The following is a 16,944-nucleotide window of genomic DNA, read 5'->3' as shown; positions in this document are numbered from 1 at the left end:
CGGCTCGAATGTGCGCTCTTCATGGCCGCGCGACCGGCCTGACATGGACACTTCGTCCCACCTGGCCGAACTTCCGCGGCGATCGGGGGTTAACCTCCATTGTCAAAGGAGGAGACCATGACGCTTCATCACTCGGCCAAGCCGCCCGAAGACCTTGCCGAGAGCAGGGCGATCCGGTTCTTTTTCCGTGGCGACACGGATATCCTTGAATGTCTCGTCGGCTGGGACGCGCTCGAAAGGCTCGAGAACGCGGAGCTGACCAGCCGCGCCGACCGGATGGCGCGCTTCGAGCAGCACCGGCCGCGCATTGAGGCCGCCGCGTTGCGCAAGTTCGAGCGCACGCCCGCCACCGATGGGCCCGTGACGCTGGGGGCGCAGGACGTGGTATCCGGGCCGGCGGCGTAACCGTCAGCGGCTACGCCTTGCCATGGAAGGGCGGAACGGCCCGTGCTGGCCACGCCATTTCCGCTTCGTCAGGCACCGCGCCACATGGCTCGGCATTGTCGGCCCGGCCGGCGGCTGTCGAATTCACTCGCCGTCGCGCGCCAGCGGCACGCTCTTGGTCACCACATAGCTGAAATAGCGCTCGATGCCGATCCGCGGCTCCAGCAGCCGGTCGATCAGGCGCTGGTAGCTGTCGATGTCGGGCACCACGACGCGCATTATGTAGTCGATGCCGCCGCCGGTCGCGTCGCAGGCAAGGATGGCGGGCTCACGCGCGACCGCCTCCTCGAAGCGGCGGAAATCCGCCTGCTGATGGCTCTTGAGGCTGATCTCGACGATGACCGTGGTGCGCGGCGCCTCCGCGCCGAGGTCGATGATCGCGGTATAGCCCTTGATGATTCCGGCGGTCTCCAGCCGGCGCAGCCGCTCCCAGCAGGCGGCGGGGGAGAGATGAACCGCCTCCGCCAGCTTCAGCTTGGTGATGCGCCCGTCCCGGCGCAGCGCCGCGAGAATCCTGTGGTCGGTGGCATCGAGCTTCATCTTGGCGACCGGGCGTGCATAATGTCATGAACAGCGCCCTTTAAGAACGAGACAATCCGATGCTTCGTCAAGTCCATCCTCTGGCCGCGACTCCCGCCGGCGCGGGTCCGGGCAAGGCCGTGGACTGGCGGCCCCTTCTGGCGAAGCCGAAAGGCCAGACCAAGCATGCCGCGCTGACCGGGCGCATCATCGCCGACATCGACGCCGGCGTGCTCAAGCCGATGGACCGGATGCCGACGCATCGCGACCTCGCCCGCGACCTTGGCCTCTCGGTGCAGACGGTGAGCCTGAGCTATCGCGAGGCGGAGCGGCTCGGCTATCTCTCGGGCGAGATCGGCCGCGGCACCTTCGTCAAGGCACGCGTCACCGAGCGGGCGGGACGGCTGATGCTGGACCGCAACCCCGACGAGGCGGTGGACCTGTCAATCGTGCGCGGGGTCTACACCCAGGCGCATGAGGAAGCCTCCCGTGCCGTGCTGGCGGCGCTGTCGACGGGCGACTCCGGCGCGTTCATGGGCGCCTGCCGCCCCATCGCCGGGCTCGACCCTCATCGCGAAGCCGCGCGCGCCTGGCTGGAGCCGCTGGGCGTCGAGGCCGGCACCGAGCGCATCCTGATTACCAATGGCGCCGCGCACGGGCTTTTTCTCGCCCTGAGCTGCATCGTCCGCGCGGGCGATGTGGTGCTGACCGAAAACCTGACCGATCACGGCGTGATCGGCCTCGCCAATGTGCTGGGATTCAGCCTCAGGGGCCTGCCGACCGACGCGGAGGGCGTGCTGCCCGACGCCTTCGAGGCCGCCTGCGCGGTGGGCGGCGTACGCGCGCTGGTGCTGATCCCGACCTTGAACAACCCGACCAGCCACGTCGCCGGGCCGGGCCGCCGCGCCGCCATCGCCGACATCGCACGGCGCAACGGCGTGTTCGTGGTCGAGGACGAGGTCTACAAGCCGCTGCTTGACACGCCCCTGCCCTCGATCAGCCAGATGGTGCCGGATCTCGGCTTCTTCGTCACCAGCTTCACCAAGACCGTGCTGACCGGCCTGCGGGTCGGCTATCTCGTGGTGCCGCCGCATTATTCGATCCGGGCGGCCTCGATCCTGCGCGTCACCAGCTGGAGCGGCGCCTATCTGCTGGCCGAGATCGCCACCCGCTGGGTCGAGGATGGCACCGCGCAGCGCCTGCTGGGCGTGCAGCGCGAGGAAGCACGGGCGCGCCAGCGTCTGGTCGCCACGACGCTCGGCGCGCACGTCGCCTCCAGCCATCCGCTGTCGCTCTGCGCCTGGCTCAAAGTGCCGCCGCACTGGACCGAGGACGGGCTGGTGCGCTCGCTGGCGGAACGGCGGGTGGCGGTGACGCCGTCCGATCCCTTCATCGCCGGCGGCAATCACGGCGGCGGCATCCGCATCTGCCTCGGCGGGCACTTTACCGCCGCCGCGCTGACGCAGGCGCTGACCACCGTGCGACAGACCTTCGAGCAGCTGCCGCCGGTGTTCGATATCGGCGCCATCGGCTGAACGGGGCCTCCGGGTCGGGTGATGCCGCAACCGGGCAGGGCGGATGCTTATTGGATCATTACAATATAACAATTGACATGATTTTTGATGCCTCTCACCATCACAAGCGAGAGGGAACATCAGCTCATGCCCCAACCCGCCCACGACACGTCCATCCGTTCCGCGGTGTCCGGCCTGCCGGTCGCGTTTGCGGGGGTCGAGGCGGCGGCGGTTCGCCTCGCCGGGCGCGTCGTGCGCACCCCGCTGGTGGCCTCCCCTTCCCTGACGAAGCACGTCGGCCAGCCGGTCCATCTCAAGCTGGAGACCCGCCAGCCGGTCGGCGCCTTCAAGCTGCGCGGGGCGATGAACGCGCTGCTGGCGCTCGATGAGGCGGCCCGCCGGCGCGGGCTCGTCACCGCCTCCACCGGCAATCACGGCCGCGCCGTCGCCTATGCGGCGCGCCAGGCGGGCGTGCCGGCGACAGTCTGCATGTCGGCGCTGGTGCCGGCCAACAAGGTCGAGGCGGTGCGCGCGCTCGGCGCCGAGGTGCGCATCGTCGGCTGCTCGCAGGACGACGCCCAGGCCGAGGTGGAACGCCTCGTGTCCGAGCGCGGCCTCACCGCCATCCCGCCCTTCGATCACCCGGAGGTGATCGCCGGCCAGGGCACCATCGGCCGCGAGCTTCTTGAGGACCTGCCGGACCTCGCGCTCATTCTGGTGCCGCTGTCCGGCGGCGGGCTGGCCGGCGGCATCGCGCTCGCCGTGAAGACGCTGCGCCCCGACATCCGCGTCGTCGGCGTCTCGATGCAGCGCGGCGCCGCCATGGCCGCCTCCATTGCCGCCGGCCGGCCGGTCGATGTGGTCGAGGAGGAAACGCTGGCGGATTCGCTCGGCGGCGGCATCGGTCTCGCCAACCGCTTCACCTTTCCGCTCTGCCGCGCCTTGCTCGACGAGGTGGTGCTCGTCACCGAGGACGAGATCGCTGCCGGCATCCGCCACGCCGCCGTTGAACAGGTCGAAACCGTCGAGGGCGCCGGCGCGGTGGGCATCGCCGCGCTGCTCGCCGGCAAGGTGCGCCCAGCCGGGCCGACCGCGCTCATCGTCTCCGGCGGCAACATCGACCCCGCCGCGCACCGACGAATTGTCAACGGAGAGTCCGCATGAGCCAGATGCTCGTCCTCACCGAGACCGACCTGCGCCCCGCCATCGGGCTCGACGCCAGTACCGTCGACTGCGTCGAGGCCGCCTTCGCCGCGCTGGCGACTAAGCCCGTCGCCATGCCGCCGATCCTGCGGCTCGACATCCCCGAGCATCGCGGCGAGGTCGACGTTAAGACCGCCTATGTTCCCGGTCTCGACGGCTTCGCCATCAAGGTGAGCCCCGGCTTCTTCGACAATCCCGCGCTCGGCCTGCCCAGCCTCAACGGGCTGATGATCCTGTTCAGCACCCGCACCGGGCTGGTCGAGGCGCTGCTGCTCGACAATGGCTACCTCACCGACATCCGCACTGCCGCGGCCGGCGCGGTCGCTGCCCGGCATCTGTCCCGTCCCGAGTCCGGCGTGGCGGCGATCCTCGGGGCCGGCATGCAGGCGCGGCTGCAGCTGGAGGCGCTGAAGCTTGTCCGGCCGATCCGGCAGGCCCGCATCTGGGCCCGTGACGCCGCCCGGTCGGAGGCGGCCGCCCGCGACCTGTCGCGTCATCTCGGCATCGAGGTCACCGCCGCCTTCGAGGCCGAGGACGCCGTGCGCGGCGCCGACATTGTCGTCACCACCACGCCGGCGGAACGCCCGATCCTGAATGCTGGCTGGCTGGAACCCGGCCAGCACGTCACCGCCATGGGCGCCGACAGCGAGCACAAGAACGAGATCGACCCGAAGGCCTTCGCCCGCGCCACCTACATCGCCGACCGGCTGAGCCAGACGCGCCGCCTCGGCGAGCTGCACCACGCCATCCGCGCCGGGCTCATTGCCGCCGACGCCACCTTCGCCGAACTCGGCGAGGTCATCGCCGGCACCGCGCCGGGCCGCACCCGCGCCGACGAAATCACGCTGGCCGACCTCACCGGCACCGGCGTGCAGGACACCGCCATCGCCAATCTCGCTTTCGCCCGCGCCAGCAGCGCCCGGGCGGGACGCGCCATCGACACCAAGGCCGCAGCCGGAGACATCGCGTGACCGTGACCCTGAATTTCTCCCACGAGGAATATGCCGAGCGCCTCGCCAAGACCCGCGCGGCGATGGAGAAGGCCGGCATCGACCTCCTGATCGTCACCGATCCGTCGAACATGCACTGGCTCACCGGCTATGATGGCTGGTCGTTCTACGTCCATCAGTGCGTGCTGGTTCCACCGGCCGGCGAACCGGTCTGGTACGGCCGCAAGCAGGACGCCAACGGCGCCCGGCGCACGGCGTATCTCGCCCACGACAACATCATCGGCTACCCCGACCACTATGTTCAGTCGGCCGAGCGCCACCCGATGGACCTGCTGTCGCAGATCATCGCGGACCGGGGATGGGACAAGGGCTCCATCGCGGTGGAGATGGACAACTACTACTTCTCCGCCGCCGCTTTCGCCTCGCTGCACAAGCACCTGCCCAATGCCCGCTTCAAGGATTCCGGCGGGCTGGTGAACTGGCAACGCGCGGTCAAGAGCCCGACCGAGCTGGACTACATGCGCAAGGCCGGCCGCATCGTCGAACGGATGCACCAGCGCATCGTCGATGTCGTCGAGCCCGGCATGCGCAAATGCGACCTCGTGGCGGAAATCTACGATGCCGGCATTCGTGGCACGGCGGAGTTCGGCGGCGACTATCCCGCCATCGTGCCGCTGCTGCCCTCGGGCGCGGACGCCTCCGCCCCGCACCTGACCTGGGACGACAAGCCGATGCGCGTCGGGGAAGGCACCTTCTTCGAGATCGCTGGCGCCTACCGGCGCTATCACTGCCCGCTCTCGCGCACCGTCTTCCTCGGCACCCCGACGCAGGCCTTCCTCGACGCCGAAAAGGCGACGCTGGAAGGCATGGAAGCCGGCCTTGCCGCCGCCCGGCCGGGCAACACCTGCGAGGACATCGCCAATGCCTTCTTCGCGGTGCTGAAGACCTACGGGATCATCAAGGACAACCGGACCGGCTACCCGATCGGGCTCAGCTACCCCCCGGACTGGGGCGAGCGGACCATGAGCCTGCGCCCCGGCGACCGCACCGAGCTGAAGCCCGGCATGACCTTCCATTTCATGACCGGCCTGTGGCTCGAAGACATGGGTCTTGAGATCACCGAGAGCATCGCGATCACCGAGACCGGCCATGAATGCCTGTCCAACGTGCCGCGCCAGCTCTTCGTGAAGGGGTGAGCGTTATGCTCTCGCTCACGCCCCGCCCCTCGCCCGTTGCGCCGACGGTGGACTTCGCCGCCGCCGGCGTCCAGCACGGCCATCTGCGCCTGCCCTATAGCCGCGACGACAGCGCCTGGGGCTCGGTGATGATCCCCATCTGCGTCATCGCCCATGGCGAGGGCCCGACCGCCCTGCTCACCGGCGCCAATCATGGCGACGAATATGAGGGCCCCGCCGCCCTGTTCGAACTGGCGCGCACGCTCAGGCCGGAGGAGGTGCAGGGCCGCGTCATCATCGTGCCGGCGCTCAACTACCCCGCCTTCCGCGCCGGCACCCGCACCTCGCCGATCGACCGCGGCAATCTCAACCGCAGCTTTCCCGGCCGCCCGGACGGCACGGTGACGGAGAAGATCGCCGATTTCGTCACCCGTCATCTCGTGCCGATGGCCGATATGGTTCTGGATTTCCATTCCGGCGGCAAGACGCTCGATTTCCTGCCCTATGCCGCCGCCCACGCGCTGCCGGATAAGGACCAGGAGGCGCGCTGCTTCGCGGCGGTCGCCGCCTTCTCCGCCCCCTACTCCATGCGGATGCTGGAGATCGACGCGGTCGGCATGCTCGACACCACGGTGGAGGAGATGGGCAAGGTCTTCGTCACCACCGAACTCGGTGGCGCCGGCACCGCGAGCGCCACCAGCATCGCCGTCGCCCGGCGCGGCGCCGTGAACCTGCTGCGCCATGTCGGCATTCTGAAGGGTGAACCCGAGACCGCCCGCACATATTGGCTCGACATGCCATCCGCCGACTGCTTCGCCTTCGCCGGGGATGACGGGCTGGTCGCCTTCGCGGTCGACCTTGGAGCGAAAGTGCGTGCCGGCGACCTCATTGCCCGGATCTACCCCATCGGGCGGACCGGCGAAGCACCGGCCGAGTACCGGGCGTCGATGGACGGCGTGCTCGCCGCCCGCCATGTGCCGGGCCTGATCAAGGCCGGCGACTGCCTCTCCGTCCTCGCCGTGGTGACGGACGCCTGATCCATCCGGCCATCGCGGCCCAACAGGACGCCGGAACACGGCGCCGATTTCCGAACAATTCGGACCCCAGTCAGATCGACCAGAGGAGAAGAACATGTCGTTCATTAGGATTGCCGGGCTTTCCGCCCTTGCCCTCGCCGGAGGCCTGTCGGTCGCCGGCGCGACGACCCTGAAGGATGTGACGGACCAGGGCTATATCCGCGCCGCCACCGCCAATGAGGTGCCCTATTCCTACATGAAGGAGGACGGCACCTCGGCCGGTATCGGCCCCGACGTCGCCAACGCCGTGCTCAAGAAGATGGGCATCACCGATGTTGTCTGGACGGTGACGCCGTTCGGCACCCTCATCCCCGGCCTCAAGGCCCGACGCTACGATTTCGTCGCCGCCGAGCAGAACATCTCGCCCGAGCGCTGCAAGCAGGTCGCCTTCACCGAGCCGAACTCGTCCTATGGCGAGGGGCTGCTGGTGAAGAAGGGCAACCCGAAGAAGCTCACCACCTATGCCGACATCGCCAAGGACCCGTCGCTGAAAGTCGCGGTGGTCTCCGGCGCCAACAATATCGACTTCCTGCGCGCCGTCGGCGTGAAGGACGACCAGGTGATCTTCATCACCGCCAATGCCGACGCGCTCGCCACGGTGCAGAACCGCGCCGACGCCTACGCCGCGACCGAGCTGACGGTGGCCTCGCTGGCCAAGGGCCAGGACGGCGTCGAGCAGGTCGCGCCCTTCACCGACCCGGTGGTCGACGGCAAGCCAGTGCGCAATTTCGGCGGCTTCGCCTTCCGGCCGGAAGACAAGGAACTCTATGACGCGTTCAATGCCGCGCTGATCGAGTTCCGTACCACCGACGAGTACAAGAAGATCCTCGCCAGTTACGGCCTCTCGGAAGAGAGCATCAAGGCGGCGGCGGACCGCAAGGTCGCCGATCTCTGCGCCGGCAAGTAGCGCCGGGCATTGAACGGAACGCGTCCCTCCGCCGGCGGCGATGCCCCGGCGGAGGGACCGCCTTTGTCGACGCTCAAACCGGGAGCTGACGATGCAGTGGGTTTCCTATCTGCCCTCGCTGGCGCAGGGCGCGCTCGTCACCGCGTGGATCACGCTCGCGGCGATCGCGATCGGCGCGCTGCTGGCCTTCGTGGCGGGGATCGCCCGGGTCGAGGGCGGGCGCATCGTGTCGACGCTCGCGCTCTGCTACACGGAACTGTTTCGCGGCACTTCGCTGCTGGTGCAGCTTTTCTGGTTCTATTACGCGCTCCCCCTCATCGGCATCAGCTTCGAGCCGGTGGCGACCGGCATTCTGGTGCTGGCCCTGCACGTGGGCGCCTATGGCTCGGAAATCGTGCGCGGCGCGCTGGCCTCCGTCTCGGTGCAGCAGGTGGAGGCGGCGCGGGCGCTCAACTTCGGCCGCTGGCACACGCTCGTTCACGTCACCCTGCCGCAGGCGCTCATCGAGATGCTGCCGGCCTTCGGCAATCTCGCCATCGAGACGCTGAAGCTGTCCTCACTGGTCTCACTGATCTCCATCGCCGACCTCACCTTCCGCGCCCAGTCGATCCGCAACCTCACCCTCGACAGCGCCGGCGTCTACACGCTGACGCTGGTCGGCTATTTCGCCATGTCGCTGGTGCTGATGATGGTGATGCGGCTGATCGAGCGCCTCGCCCGGCGCGGCGCGGCCTTCCCGCGCGCGGCGCATTCGTGAGGGCCCCGGCATGATGTACGGTTTCACCTGGGACACCGCGACCCCGCTGACTTATGCGTGGTCGATCCTGCCGATCATCCTGATCGGGCTCACCGTGACGCTGAAAGCCGCCGCCGCGGGCTTCGCCATCGCCCTGGTACTCGGCCTCGTCTTCGCCATGCTCAGGCGCAGCCGTTTCCGCAGTGTTTCCTGGACCACGGCGTGCGTGGTGGAGTTCCTGCGCGACACGCCGCTGCTGGTGCAGCTCTTCTTCCTCTATTACGTGCTGCCCGAATATGGCGTGACGCTGCCGGCCTTCCTCACCGGCGCGCTGGCGCTCGGCCTGCAATATTCCGCTTACACCTCCGAGGTCTATCGCGGTGGCATCGAGGCGGTGCCGCGCGGCCAGTGGGAGGCGGCGACCGCGCTCAACCTCACGCGGATGCAGACCTATCGCGACATCGTGGTACCGCAGATCGTGCCGCGCATCCTGCCCGCCATGGGCAATTACATGGTCGCCATGATCAAGGAGACGCCCGTGCTCTCGGTGATCACGGTGCTCGACATGATGGCGCTGGCCAACATGATCGGCGAGCGCACCTTCGAATATCTGGTGCCGCTGACCATGGTCGGCCTGATCTTCCTCATCCTGACGCTGATCTGCTCCGCCGGGCTGCACCGGCTGCAGAAGGTGCTTCCCAAGGCAGGAATCCCGCTGCGATGACCGACAACGTCAAGCCGCCTTTGATCCAGTTCGCCGGCGTGACCAAGCGTTTCGGCGCCCTCACGGTGCTCGACAATTTCAATTTCGAGGTCGCGCCGGGCGAGAAGGTCACGCTCATCGGCCCGTCCGGCTCCGGCAAGTCGACCGTGCTGCGCATCCTGATGACGCTGGAGCCGTTCCAGGAGGGCAGGCTGACGCTGGCCGGCATGGATTATCACGAGCCCGGCGCCGCCGCCCCGTTCAGAGCCTCGGAGCGGCACCTGCGCAACATCCGCAGCCATGTCGGCATGGTGTTCCAGAGCTTCAACCTGTTCCCGCATATGAGCGTGATCCGCAATGTCGCCGAAGCCCCGGTGCGGGTGCTTGGCCTGTCGCGTGACGAGGCGCAGGCGCGGGCGGTCGATCTGCTGGCGCTGGTCGGGCTGGCGGACAAGAAGGACCATTTCCCCTCCCAGCTCTCCGGCGGACAGCAACAGCGGGTCGCCATTGCCCGTGCACTGGCCATGCGCCCCCGCGTGCTGCTGTTCGACGAGCCGACCTCGGCGCTGGACCCCCAACTGGTCGGCGAGGTGCTCGCGGTGATCCGCGATCTCGCCCATGAGCATGACCTGACCATGCTTCTGGTGACGCACGAGATGCGCTTCGCCCGCGAAGTGTCTGATCGCGTGTGTTTCTTCGACAAGGGGCAGATCTGCGAGCAAGGCAGCCCGGAAGCGATTTTCACCGCGCCGAGCCACCCGCGCACCTGCGAGTTCCTCGCCTCGGTGCTGGGCTAGCCGAGTTGGCGCCGATAGTCCTTCGGCATGGCGGCGAAGTTCCGGCGGCCTGTCGGCCGCCCGCCATTTATTCGGAAACCCTCTCGGGGCCACCGCCTCTAGGCTGGTCGCGTTGAGAGAGGAGCCGCCATGATCGCGCCCGCCCGCACCGAACGCCTCGCCCGCCATCCCGCCCGCGTCGCTGGCCATGCGGCCCTGTCGCGTCTGGCCGATGCCCGCCTGCTGCGCACCCTGTCCTATATCGACGGCAAATGGACCTGCGCCCCGGACGGCCGCACCTTCACGGTTTCCGATCCGGCGGACGGCACGCCGGTGGCCGAGGTCGCCGCCCTCGGCGCGGCGGAAGCTACGCGGTCGGTCGGGGCCGCCCATCGCGCCTTCCTCCCATGGAGGGGGCTTCTGCCGCAGCAGCGCGCCACCCTCCTGCGTCGCTGGCACGCGCTGATCGAGGACGCGGCCGAGGACCTTGCTTTGCTGATCACGCTGGAACAGGGCAAGCCGCTGGCGGAATCGCGCGGCGAGATCGCCTATGCCGCCTCCTTCATCGCCTATTACGCGGAAGAAGCGCTGCGGGTGAATGTCGAGGGCGTCACCAGCCACCTTCCCGGCGCGCAGATGTCGCTCAGCCGCGAACCGGTGGGTGTCGCCGCGCTGCTGACGCCGTGGAACTTTCCCGCCGCCATGCTCACGCGCAAGGCGGCGGCGGCGCTGGCGGCCGGCTGCACCATCGTAGCGCACCCCTCCTCGCACACCCCGCTTTCGGCGCTGGCGCTGGCCGAGCTTGCCGAACGCGCCGGCTTCCCCGCCGGCGTCTTCAACCTTGTGACCGGCGAGCCGGCACCGATCGCCGAGACCTTCTGCGCGGATGTGCGGGTGCGCGCGGTGAGCTTCACCGGCTCCACCCCGGTTGGCCGGATCGTCGCCCACAACGCGGCAAGCGGCATCAAGCGTGTCGTGATGGAGCTCGGCGGCCATGCGCCGCTGATCGTGTTCGATGATGCGGACATTGAGCGCGCAGTGGAGATCGCGCTCGACGCCAAATTCGCCACGTCGGGTCAAGACTGCCTCGCCGCCAACCGCATCTATGTGCAGCGCGGGCTCTATCCCCGCTTCTGCGCCGCCTTTGCCGCGCGCGTCGCGGCGCTGCGCCTCGGCCCCGGGCTCGACCCGCAGACTGAGATCGGCCCGCTGATGCATGCAGGGGCGGTGGCCAAGGCACAGGCGCAGATTGACGACGCACTCCAGCGCGGCGCCCGGCGCCTGACGCCCGAGCGCGCCCTGCCGGGGCCGCTTTTCCTCGCCCCCACCGTGCTCGCCGATGTGCCGGAGCAGGCGCTGATCATGCGCGAGGAGACCTTCGCCCCCGTCGCCGCCCTAGCCCCGTTCGACACCGAGGGGGAGGTGATCGCCCGCGCCAATGCCACCGAATACGGCCTCGTCGCCTATGTCGTCACGCCCGACGGCGCGCGGGCGGCGCGGATGGCGCAGGCGCTGGACTACGGCATGGTCGCGGTCAACCGGGTCAAGATCACCGGCGCGCCGATCCCGTTCGGCGGCATGAAACAGTCCGGCCTTGGCCGCGAAGGCTCCCGCCACGGCCTCGAAGCCTTCACCGACCTCAAATATGTCTGCCTCGACCTCGGCTGAGGGCGAGAGAAACGGAGATTCAGATGCTCGACACCCCCGCCCCCGCCAGCAACGAACTCGACAGCTGGGACCGCGACCACTTCTTCCACCCGTCCACCCATATGGCCCAGCACGCGCGCGGCGAGACGCCCAACCGCATCATCACCGGGGCGGAAGGCGTCTACATCGTCGACCGCGAGGGACGGCGCAGCCTCGACGCCTTTGGCGGGCTCTATTGCGTGAATGTCGGCTATGGCCGCAAGAAGATCACCGACGCCATCGCCGAGCAGGCGTCAAAGCTCGCCTATTACCACGCCTATGCCGGGCACGGCTCCGAGCCCTCGATCCGCCTCGCCCGCATGGTGGTGGAGCGCGCGCCGGCCGGCATGAGCCGGGTGTTCTTCGGCCTGTCGGGGTCGGATGCCAACGAGACCAACATCAAGCTGGTCTGGTACATCAACAACGTGCTCGGCCGGCCGCAGAAGAAGAAGATCATCTCGCGCTGGCGCGGCTATCACGGCTCTGGCGTGATGACCGGCAGCCTCACCGGCCTCGCCGGCTTCCACAATCTGTTCGACCTGCCGCGCGCGCCGATCCTGCACACCGAGGCGCCCTATTATTTCCGCCGGGAAGACCGCTCGATGAGCGAGGAGCAGTTCTCGCAACATTGCGCCGACAGGCTGGAGGAGATGATCCTCGCCGAGGGGGCGGACACCATCGCCGCCTTCATCGGCGAGCCGGTGCTCGGCACCGGCGGCATCGTGCCGCCGCCGGCCGGCTACTGGCCGAAAATCCAGGCGGTGCTGAAGAAATACGACATAATGCTGATCGCCGACGAGGTCGTCACCGGCTTCGGCCGGCTCGGCAGCATGTTCGGCTCGGATCATTACGGCATCGAGCCGGACCTCATCACCATCGCCAAGGGCCTCACCTCCGCCTATGCGCCGCTCTCGGGCGTCATCGTGTCCGAGAAGGTCTGGCGGCTGCTGGAGCAGGGCTCGGACGAGTTCGGCCCCATCGGCCATGGCTGGACCTATTCCTCGCACCCGCTGTGCACGGCGGCCGGCATTGCCAATCTCGAACTGGTGGACGAACTCGACCTCGTCGCCAATGCCCGCGAGGTCGGGGCCTATTTCAACACCGCGCTGAAGGACGCGCTGAGCGGCCATCGCTTCGTTGGCGAGGTGCGCGGCGAGGGCCTGCTGGCGGCGGTGGAACTGGTGCGCGACAAGGACGACCGCACGTTCTTCGAGGCCGCGGAGAAAGTCGGGCCGCGCATTGCCGCCGCCATGCTGGAGCGCGGCGTCATCGCCCGCGCCATGCCGCAGGGCGACATCATCGGCTTCGCCCCGCCGCTGTGCCTGACCCGCGCGGAAGCCGACATCGTGGTCGACGCCACGCGCGGCGCCGTCGAGGCGGTGGCGGCCAGCCTGTAAAGCGACACCTTCAGTGCCGGCCGGCGGCCATGGCCGTCGGCTTCGGCTAAAAAGTCAAACAGTATGACTATTCAGCCTGAAAGGAGTGTGGCATAGATTCCCGGCCGGCAAGCACCCGCAAGTGGCGCGACGGCGAGACCTCACGGGAGAAACGCCAATGAATTTCAGGGCATTGCTGCTTGCGTCCGCCGTTTCCGGCACGCTGTTTTCCGTCGGCGCGCACGCCGCGGACATGACCATCGGCTTTTCGCAGATTGGCTCGGAATCGGGCTGGCGCGCCGCCGAGACCACCGTTTCCAAGGCCGAGGCCAAGAAGCGCGACATCACCTTCAAGATCGCCGACGCCCAGCAGAAGCAGGAAAACCAGATCAAGGCGATCCGCTCCTTCGTCGCCCAGGGCGTGGACGCGATCTTCCTTGCCCCCGTCGTCGCCACCGGCTGGGATTCGGTGCTGAAGGAGGCCAAGGAGGCCAAGATCCCGGTCGTGCTGCTCGACCGCGACATCGACCCCGCCGGAAAGGACCTCTATCTGACCGCCGTCACCTCGGACAGCGTGCATGAAGGCAAGGTCGCCGGCGAATGGCTGGTCAAGACCGTCGCCGGCAAGCCCTGCAACGTGGTGGAGCTCCAGGGCACGGTCGGCGCCAGCGTTGCCACCAATCGCAAGAAGGGCTTCGAGGACGGCATCGCCGGCGCCTCCAACGTCAAGATCGTGCGCAGCCAGACCGGTGACTTCACCCGCGCCAAGGGCAAGGAAGTCATGGAGAGCTTCATCAAGGCCGAAGGTGGCGGCAAGGATATCTGTGCCGTCTACGCCCATAATGACGACATGATGGTCGGCGCCATCCAGGCCATGAAGGAAGCCGGGCTCAAGCCGGGCACCGAAGTGCTCACCGTCTCCATCGACGCCGTGCCCGATATCTTCAAGGCCATGGCGGCCGGCGAGGCCAATGCCACGGTCGAACTGACTCCCAACATGGCCGGCCCCGCCTTCGACGCCGTCATCGCCTTCAAGGAGAAGGGCACCGTGCCGCCGAAGTGGATCCAGACCGAATCCAAGCTTTACACCCAGGCCGACAACCCGATGTCGGTCTATGAGGCCAAGAAAGACCTCGGTTACTGAGCCTCTTCCGCGAGAGTTGACCGACTTTCGCGATCCGAAATGGCTCTGCTCAAGACTCCGAGCGGGCGCCGCTGCGGCCTCCTTCCGCAGCGCCTGCCCCGCGCGAGCCGGCCTCCTCCTGCCGGCTCGCGCCGTCTTCCCGCCGCTTCCGAGGCCGCCATGCTTGCCACCTCCCCGCCTGCCGCCGGCGCCGCGCCGGACCTGCTCGCCCTCATAGGCTTCAGCAAGTCCTTTGCCGGTTTCACGGCACTCGATCGGGTCGACTTCACGCTCAAGGTCGGCGAGATCCACGCGCTGCTCGGCGAAAACGGCGCCGGCAAGTCGACGCTCATCAAGGCCATGACCGGCGTGGTCGCGCGTGACGCCGGCACGATGCGGCTGGACGGCATCGAGATCGCCCCGCGCTCGGCCGAGGAAGCGGTGCGCGCCGGCATCGCCACGGTCTATCAGGAAGTCAATCTCGCGCCGAACCTCTCGGTGGCGCAGAACCTGTTCCTCGGCCGCCAGCCGACCCGTTTCGGCCTGGTCCGCGAAGGCGAGATGCGCCGGCGCGCCCGGGCGCTGCTGGCCGAATTCGGCCTGTCCATCGACATCGCCGCGCCGCTGGAGAGTTACTCCGTCGCCATCCAGCACATCATCGCCATCGCCCGCGCCGTCGACCAGTCGGCGCGCGTGCTCATTCTCGACGAGCCGACCGCCAGCCTCGACGCCCAGGAGGTGGAGGTGCTGTTCGCGGTCATGCGCCAGCTCAAGGCCCGCGGTATCGGCATCGTCTTCGTCACCCATTTCCTCGATCAGGTCTACGCGATCTGCGATCGCATCACCGTGCTGCGCAACGGCCGGCTGGCCGGCAGCGCGCCGGTTGCCGACCTCCCGCGCCTCGATCTCGTCCGCCTGATGCTCGGCCGCGAGCTGAGCGCGGCGACCGGCCGGCGCCCACCCCATGAGGCCCGCGCCCCGAGCACCGCGGTCGCCGCCTTCCGCGGGCTCGGCAAGACCGGCTATGTCGTCCCCTTCGACCTGACGCTGCGCGCCGGCCATGTCGTCGGCCTCGCCGGGCTGCTAGGCTCCGGCCGCACGGAAACGGTGCGGCTCGTCTTCGGCGCGGAGCGGGCGGATTGCGGCGCGGCCCAGGTGGCCGGGCAGAAGGCAAGCATCGGCTCGCCGCGCGAGGCCATGGCGCTCGGCTTTGGCTATTGCCCGGAGGAGCGCAAGACCGAGGGCATCGTCGCCGAGCTGACCGTGCGCGAGAACATCGTGCTGGCGCTGCAGGCCCGGCGCGGCGCACTCGCCCCGCTGTCGCGGCGGGAACAGGACGCCATCGCGGCCAAGTTCATCCGCCTGCTCGACATCCGCCCGCCCGATCCCGAGCGGCCGATCGGCCTGCTCTCGGGCGGCAACCAGCAGAAGGCGCTGCTGGCGCGCTGGCTCGCCACCGCGCCGCAACTGCTGATCCTCGACGAGCCGACCCGCGGCATCGATGTCGGCGCGCATGCCGAGATCATCAAGCTGATCCGCGATCTGTGCGCGGAGGGCATGGCCCTGCTCGTCGTGTCCTCGGAACTGGACGAACTCGTCACCTATGCGGACGAGGTGATCGTGCTGCGCGAGCGTGCCCATGTCGCCCGGCTGACGGGCGCGCAGGTCGAGGTGCCCGCCATCCTCGCCGCCATCGCGGAAGTGCCGTCTTCGGCATCGCCCCCGGTCCGTGCGGCGTGAAGGGTAAGGGCATGGCACTTCGTCTTCCCCGCATCGGCACCTCGCAGATCGTCGCGCTGGCCGTCATCCTCCTCGCCAACTGGGTGGTATCGCCGCAATTTTTCGACATCCGCCTGCAGGATGGCCGCCTGTTCGGCAGCCTGATCGACGTGCTCAACCGCGGCGCGCCGGTGGCGCTGCTGTCCATCGGCATGGTGCTGGTCATCGCCATGCGCGGCATCGATCTCTCGGTCGGCGCGGTGATGGCGATCTGCGGCGCCATCGCCGCGAGCCTGGCCGACAGCCATGCCCTCCCCGTTGTGCTCGCGGCCGCGCTGGGGGCGGGCCTCGCCTGCGGGCTGTGGAACGGGCTGCTGGTTGCGGTGCTTGGCATCCAGCCCATTGTTGCGACGCTCATCCTCATGGTGGCCGGTCGCGGCATCGCCCAGCTCATCACCGAGGGGCGTATCGTCACCTTCACCTCGCCGGACCTCGCCTTTCTCGGCGGCGGTTCGGTGCTCGGCCTGCCGACGCCGGTGGTGCTGACGCTGGGCATGATGGCGCTGACGCTCGCCATCGTGCGCGGCTCGGCGCTCGGCCTGATGATCGAGGCGACCGGCGGCAACCCGCGCGCCAGCGCGCTGGCCGGCATCGGCACAAGGCTCATCACCGTCGCTGTCTATATGTGGAGCGGGTTGTGCGCGGCGCTCGCCGGCATCGTCGCCAGCGCCGACATCCTCGGCGCCGACGCCAACAATGCCGGGCTGTGGCTGGAGCTCGACGCCATCCTCGCCGTGGTGATCGGCGGCACCTCGCTGTTCGGCGGCCGCTTTTCCATCATCCTCGCGGTGGTCGGCGCGCTCATCATCCAGGCGATGAACACCGGCATCCTGCTGTCCGGCCTCCCGCCGGAAACCAATCTGGTGGTCAAGGCGGTCGTGGTGCTCGCCGTGCTGCTCGCCCAGTCGCCGCGCATCGGCGGCCATCTCGCCGGGCTCGGCGTCCTGTTCAGCCGCAAGAAGCCGTGAGGAGGCGCC

At 68.6% G+C, this 16,944-nt stretch carries 16 protein-coding genes; 15 read left to right on the top strand and 1 reads right to left on the bottom strand.

What is annotated here, in order from left to right; translation table 11 throughout:
- Positions 1–117 precede the first annotated feature (117 nt).
- Positions 118–405 carry a DUF1488 family protein gene (locus KHC23_RS11760; protein WP_213372663.1) on the top strand — a complete coding sequence of 96 codons (288 nt, stop codon included), beginning with the start codon at positions 118–120 and terminating at the stop codon, positions 403–405.
- Between the two features lie 123 nt (positions 406–528).
- On the opposite strand, the gene KHC23_RS11755 is transcribed toward KHC23_RS11760, so the two are convergent.
- Entirely contained in the window at positions 529–984 is a 456-nt protein-coding gene (locus KHC23_RS11755) for an Lrp/AsnC family transcriptional regulator (RefSeq protein WP_213372661.1), read from the bottom strand.
- 59 nt (positions 985–1,043) lie between these two features.
- Between KHC23_RS11755 and ehuR the strand changes: the two genes are divergently transcribed.
- The 14 genes from ehuR to KHC23_RS11685 all read left to right on the top strand — a co-directional run bounded on the left by ehuR (position 1,044) and on the right by KHC23_RS11685 (position 16,935).
- Positions 1,044–2,498 carry a MocR-like ectoine utilization transcription factor EhuR gene (gene ehuR / locus KHC23_RS11750; RefSeq protein WP_213372659.1) on the top strand — a complete coding sequence of 485 codons (1,455 nt, stop codon included), beginning with the start codon at positions 1,044–1,046 and terminating at the stop codon, positions 2,496–2,498.
- Between the two features lie 126 nt (positions 2,499–2,624).
- Positions 2,625–3,641, top strand: a complete 1,017-nt coding sequence (eutB, locus tag KHC23_RS11745; RefSeq protein WP_213372657.1) for a hydroxyectoine utilization dehydratase EutB — start codon at positions 2,625–2,627, stop codon at positions 3,639–3,641.
- Entirely contained in the window at positions 3,638–4,651 is a 1,014-nt protein-coding gene (eutC, locus tag KHC23_RS11740; protein WP_213372655.1) for an ectoine utilization protein EutC, read from the top strand. Before eutB ends, eutC begins: the two co-directional genes overlap by 4 nt.
- On the top strand, positions 4,648–5,826 hold the full coding sequence (gene doeA / locus KHC23_RS11735; RefSeq protein ID WP_213372653.1) for an ectoine hydrolase DoeA: 1,179 nt from the start codon (positions 4,648–4,650) through the stop codon (positions 5,824–5,826). Before eutC ends, doeA begins: the two co-directional genes overlap by 4 nt.
- 5 nt (positions 5,827–5,831) lie before the next feature.
- A complete protein-coding gene (doeB, locus tag KHC23_RS11730) occupies positions 5,832–6,842 on the top strand; it encodes a N(2)-acetyl-L-2,4-diaminobutanoate deacetylase DoeB (protein WP_213372651.1) in 1,011 nt (336 codons plus the stop codon).
- Between the two features lie 94 nt (positions 6,843–6,936).
- Positions 6,937–7,788 (top strand): ectoine/hydroxyectoine ABC transporter substrate-binding protein EhuB, encoded by an 852-nt coding sequence (gene ehuB, locus KHC23_RS11725; protein ID WP_213372649.1) that lies wholly within the window; start codon positions 6,937–6,939, stop codon positions 7,786–7,788.
- Positions 7,789–7,879: 91 nt separating this feature from the next.
- Complete coding sequence (gene ehuC, locus KHC23_RS11720) at positions 7,880–8,545, top strand: ectoine/hydroxyectoine ABC transporter permease subunit EhuC (protein WP_213372647.1); 666 nt, start codon at positions 7,880–7,882, stop codon at positions 8,543–8,545.
- A gap of 10 nt (positions 8,546–8,555) precedes the next feature.
- Complete coding sequence (ehuD, locus tag KHC23_RS11715) at positions 8,556–9,248, top strand: ectoine/hydroxyectoine ABC transporter permease subunit EhuD (RefSeq protein ID WP_213372645.1); 693 nt, start codon at positions 8,556–8,558, stop codon at positions 9,246–9,248.
- Entirely contained in the window at positions 9,245–10,024 is a 780-nt protein-coding gene (ehuA, locus tag KHC23_RS11710) for an ectoine/hydroxyectoine ABC transporter ATP-binding protein EhuA (RefSeq protein WP_213372643.1), read from the top strand. The genes ehuD and ehuA overlap by 4 nt, the downstream gene beginning before the upstream one ends.
- Positions 10,025–10,153: 129 nt before the next feature.
- On the top strand, positions 10,154–11,671 hold the full coding sequence (locus KHC23_RS11705) for an NAD-dependent succinate-semialdehyde dehydrogenase (protein WP_213372641.1): 1,518 nt from the start codon (positions 10,154–10,156) through the stop codon (positions 11,669–11,671).
- Positions 11,672–11,694: 23 nt separating this feature from the next.
- Complete coding sequence (locus tag KHC23_RS11700) at positions 11,695–13,086, top strand: aspartate aminotransferase family protein (protein ID WP_213372640.1); 1,392 nt, start codon at positions 11,695–11,697, stop codon at positions 13,084–13,086.
- Between the two features lie 157 nt (positions 13,087–13,243).
- Entirely contained in the window at positions 13,244–14,209 is a 966-nt protein-coding gene (gene ytfQ / locus KHC23_RS11695; RefSeq protein WP_213372638.1) for a galactofuranose ABC transporter, galactofuranose-binding protein YtfQ, read from the top strand.
- Between the two features lie 159 nt (positions 14,210–14,368).
- Positions 14,369–15,928, top strand: a complete 1,560-nt coding sequence (locus KHC23_RS11690) for a sugar ABC transporter ATP-binding protein (RefSeq protein ID WP_213372636.1) — start codon at positions 14,369–14,371, stop codon at positions 15,926–15,928.
- A gap of 11 nt (positions 15,929–15,939) precedes the next feature.
- Positions 15,940–16,935, top strand: coding sequence for an ABC transporter permease (locus KHC23_RS11685; RefSeq protein ID WP_213372634.1), 996 nt, complete (start codon positions 15,940–15,942; stop codon positions 16,933–16,935).
- Positions 16,936–16,944: the final 9 nt, after the last annotated feature.

It is taken from the genome of Ancylobacter dichloromethanicus (assembly GCF_018390645.1).
Classification (GTDB): domain Bacteria; phylum Pseudomonadota; class Alphaproteobacteria; order Rhizobiales; family Xanthobacteraceae; genus Ancylobacter; species Ancylobacter dichloromethanicus.
This window is presented reverse-complemented; position numbering and strand designations above follow the sequence as displayed.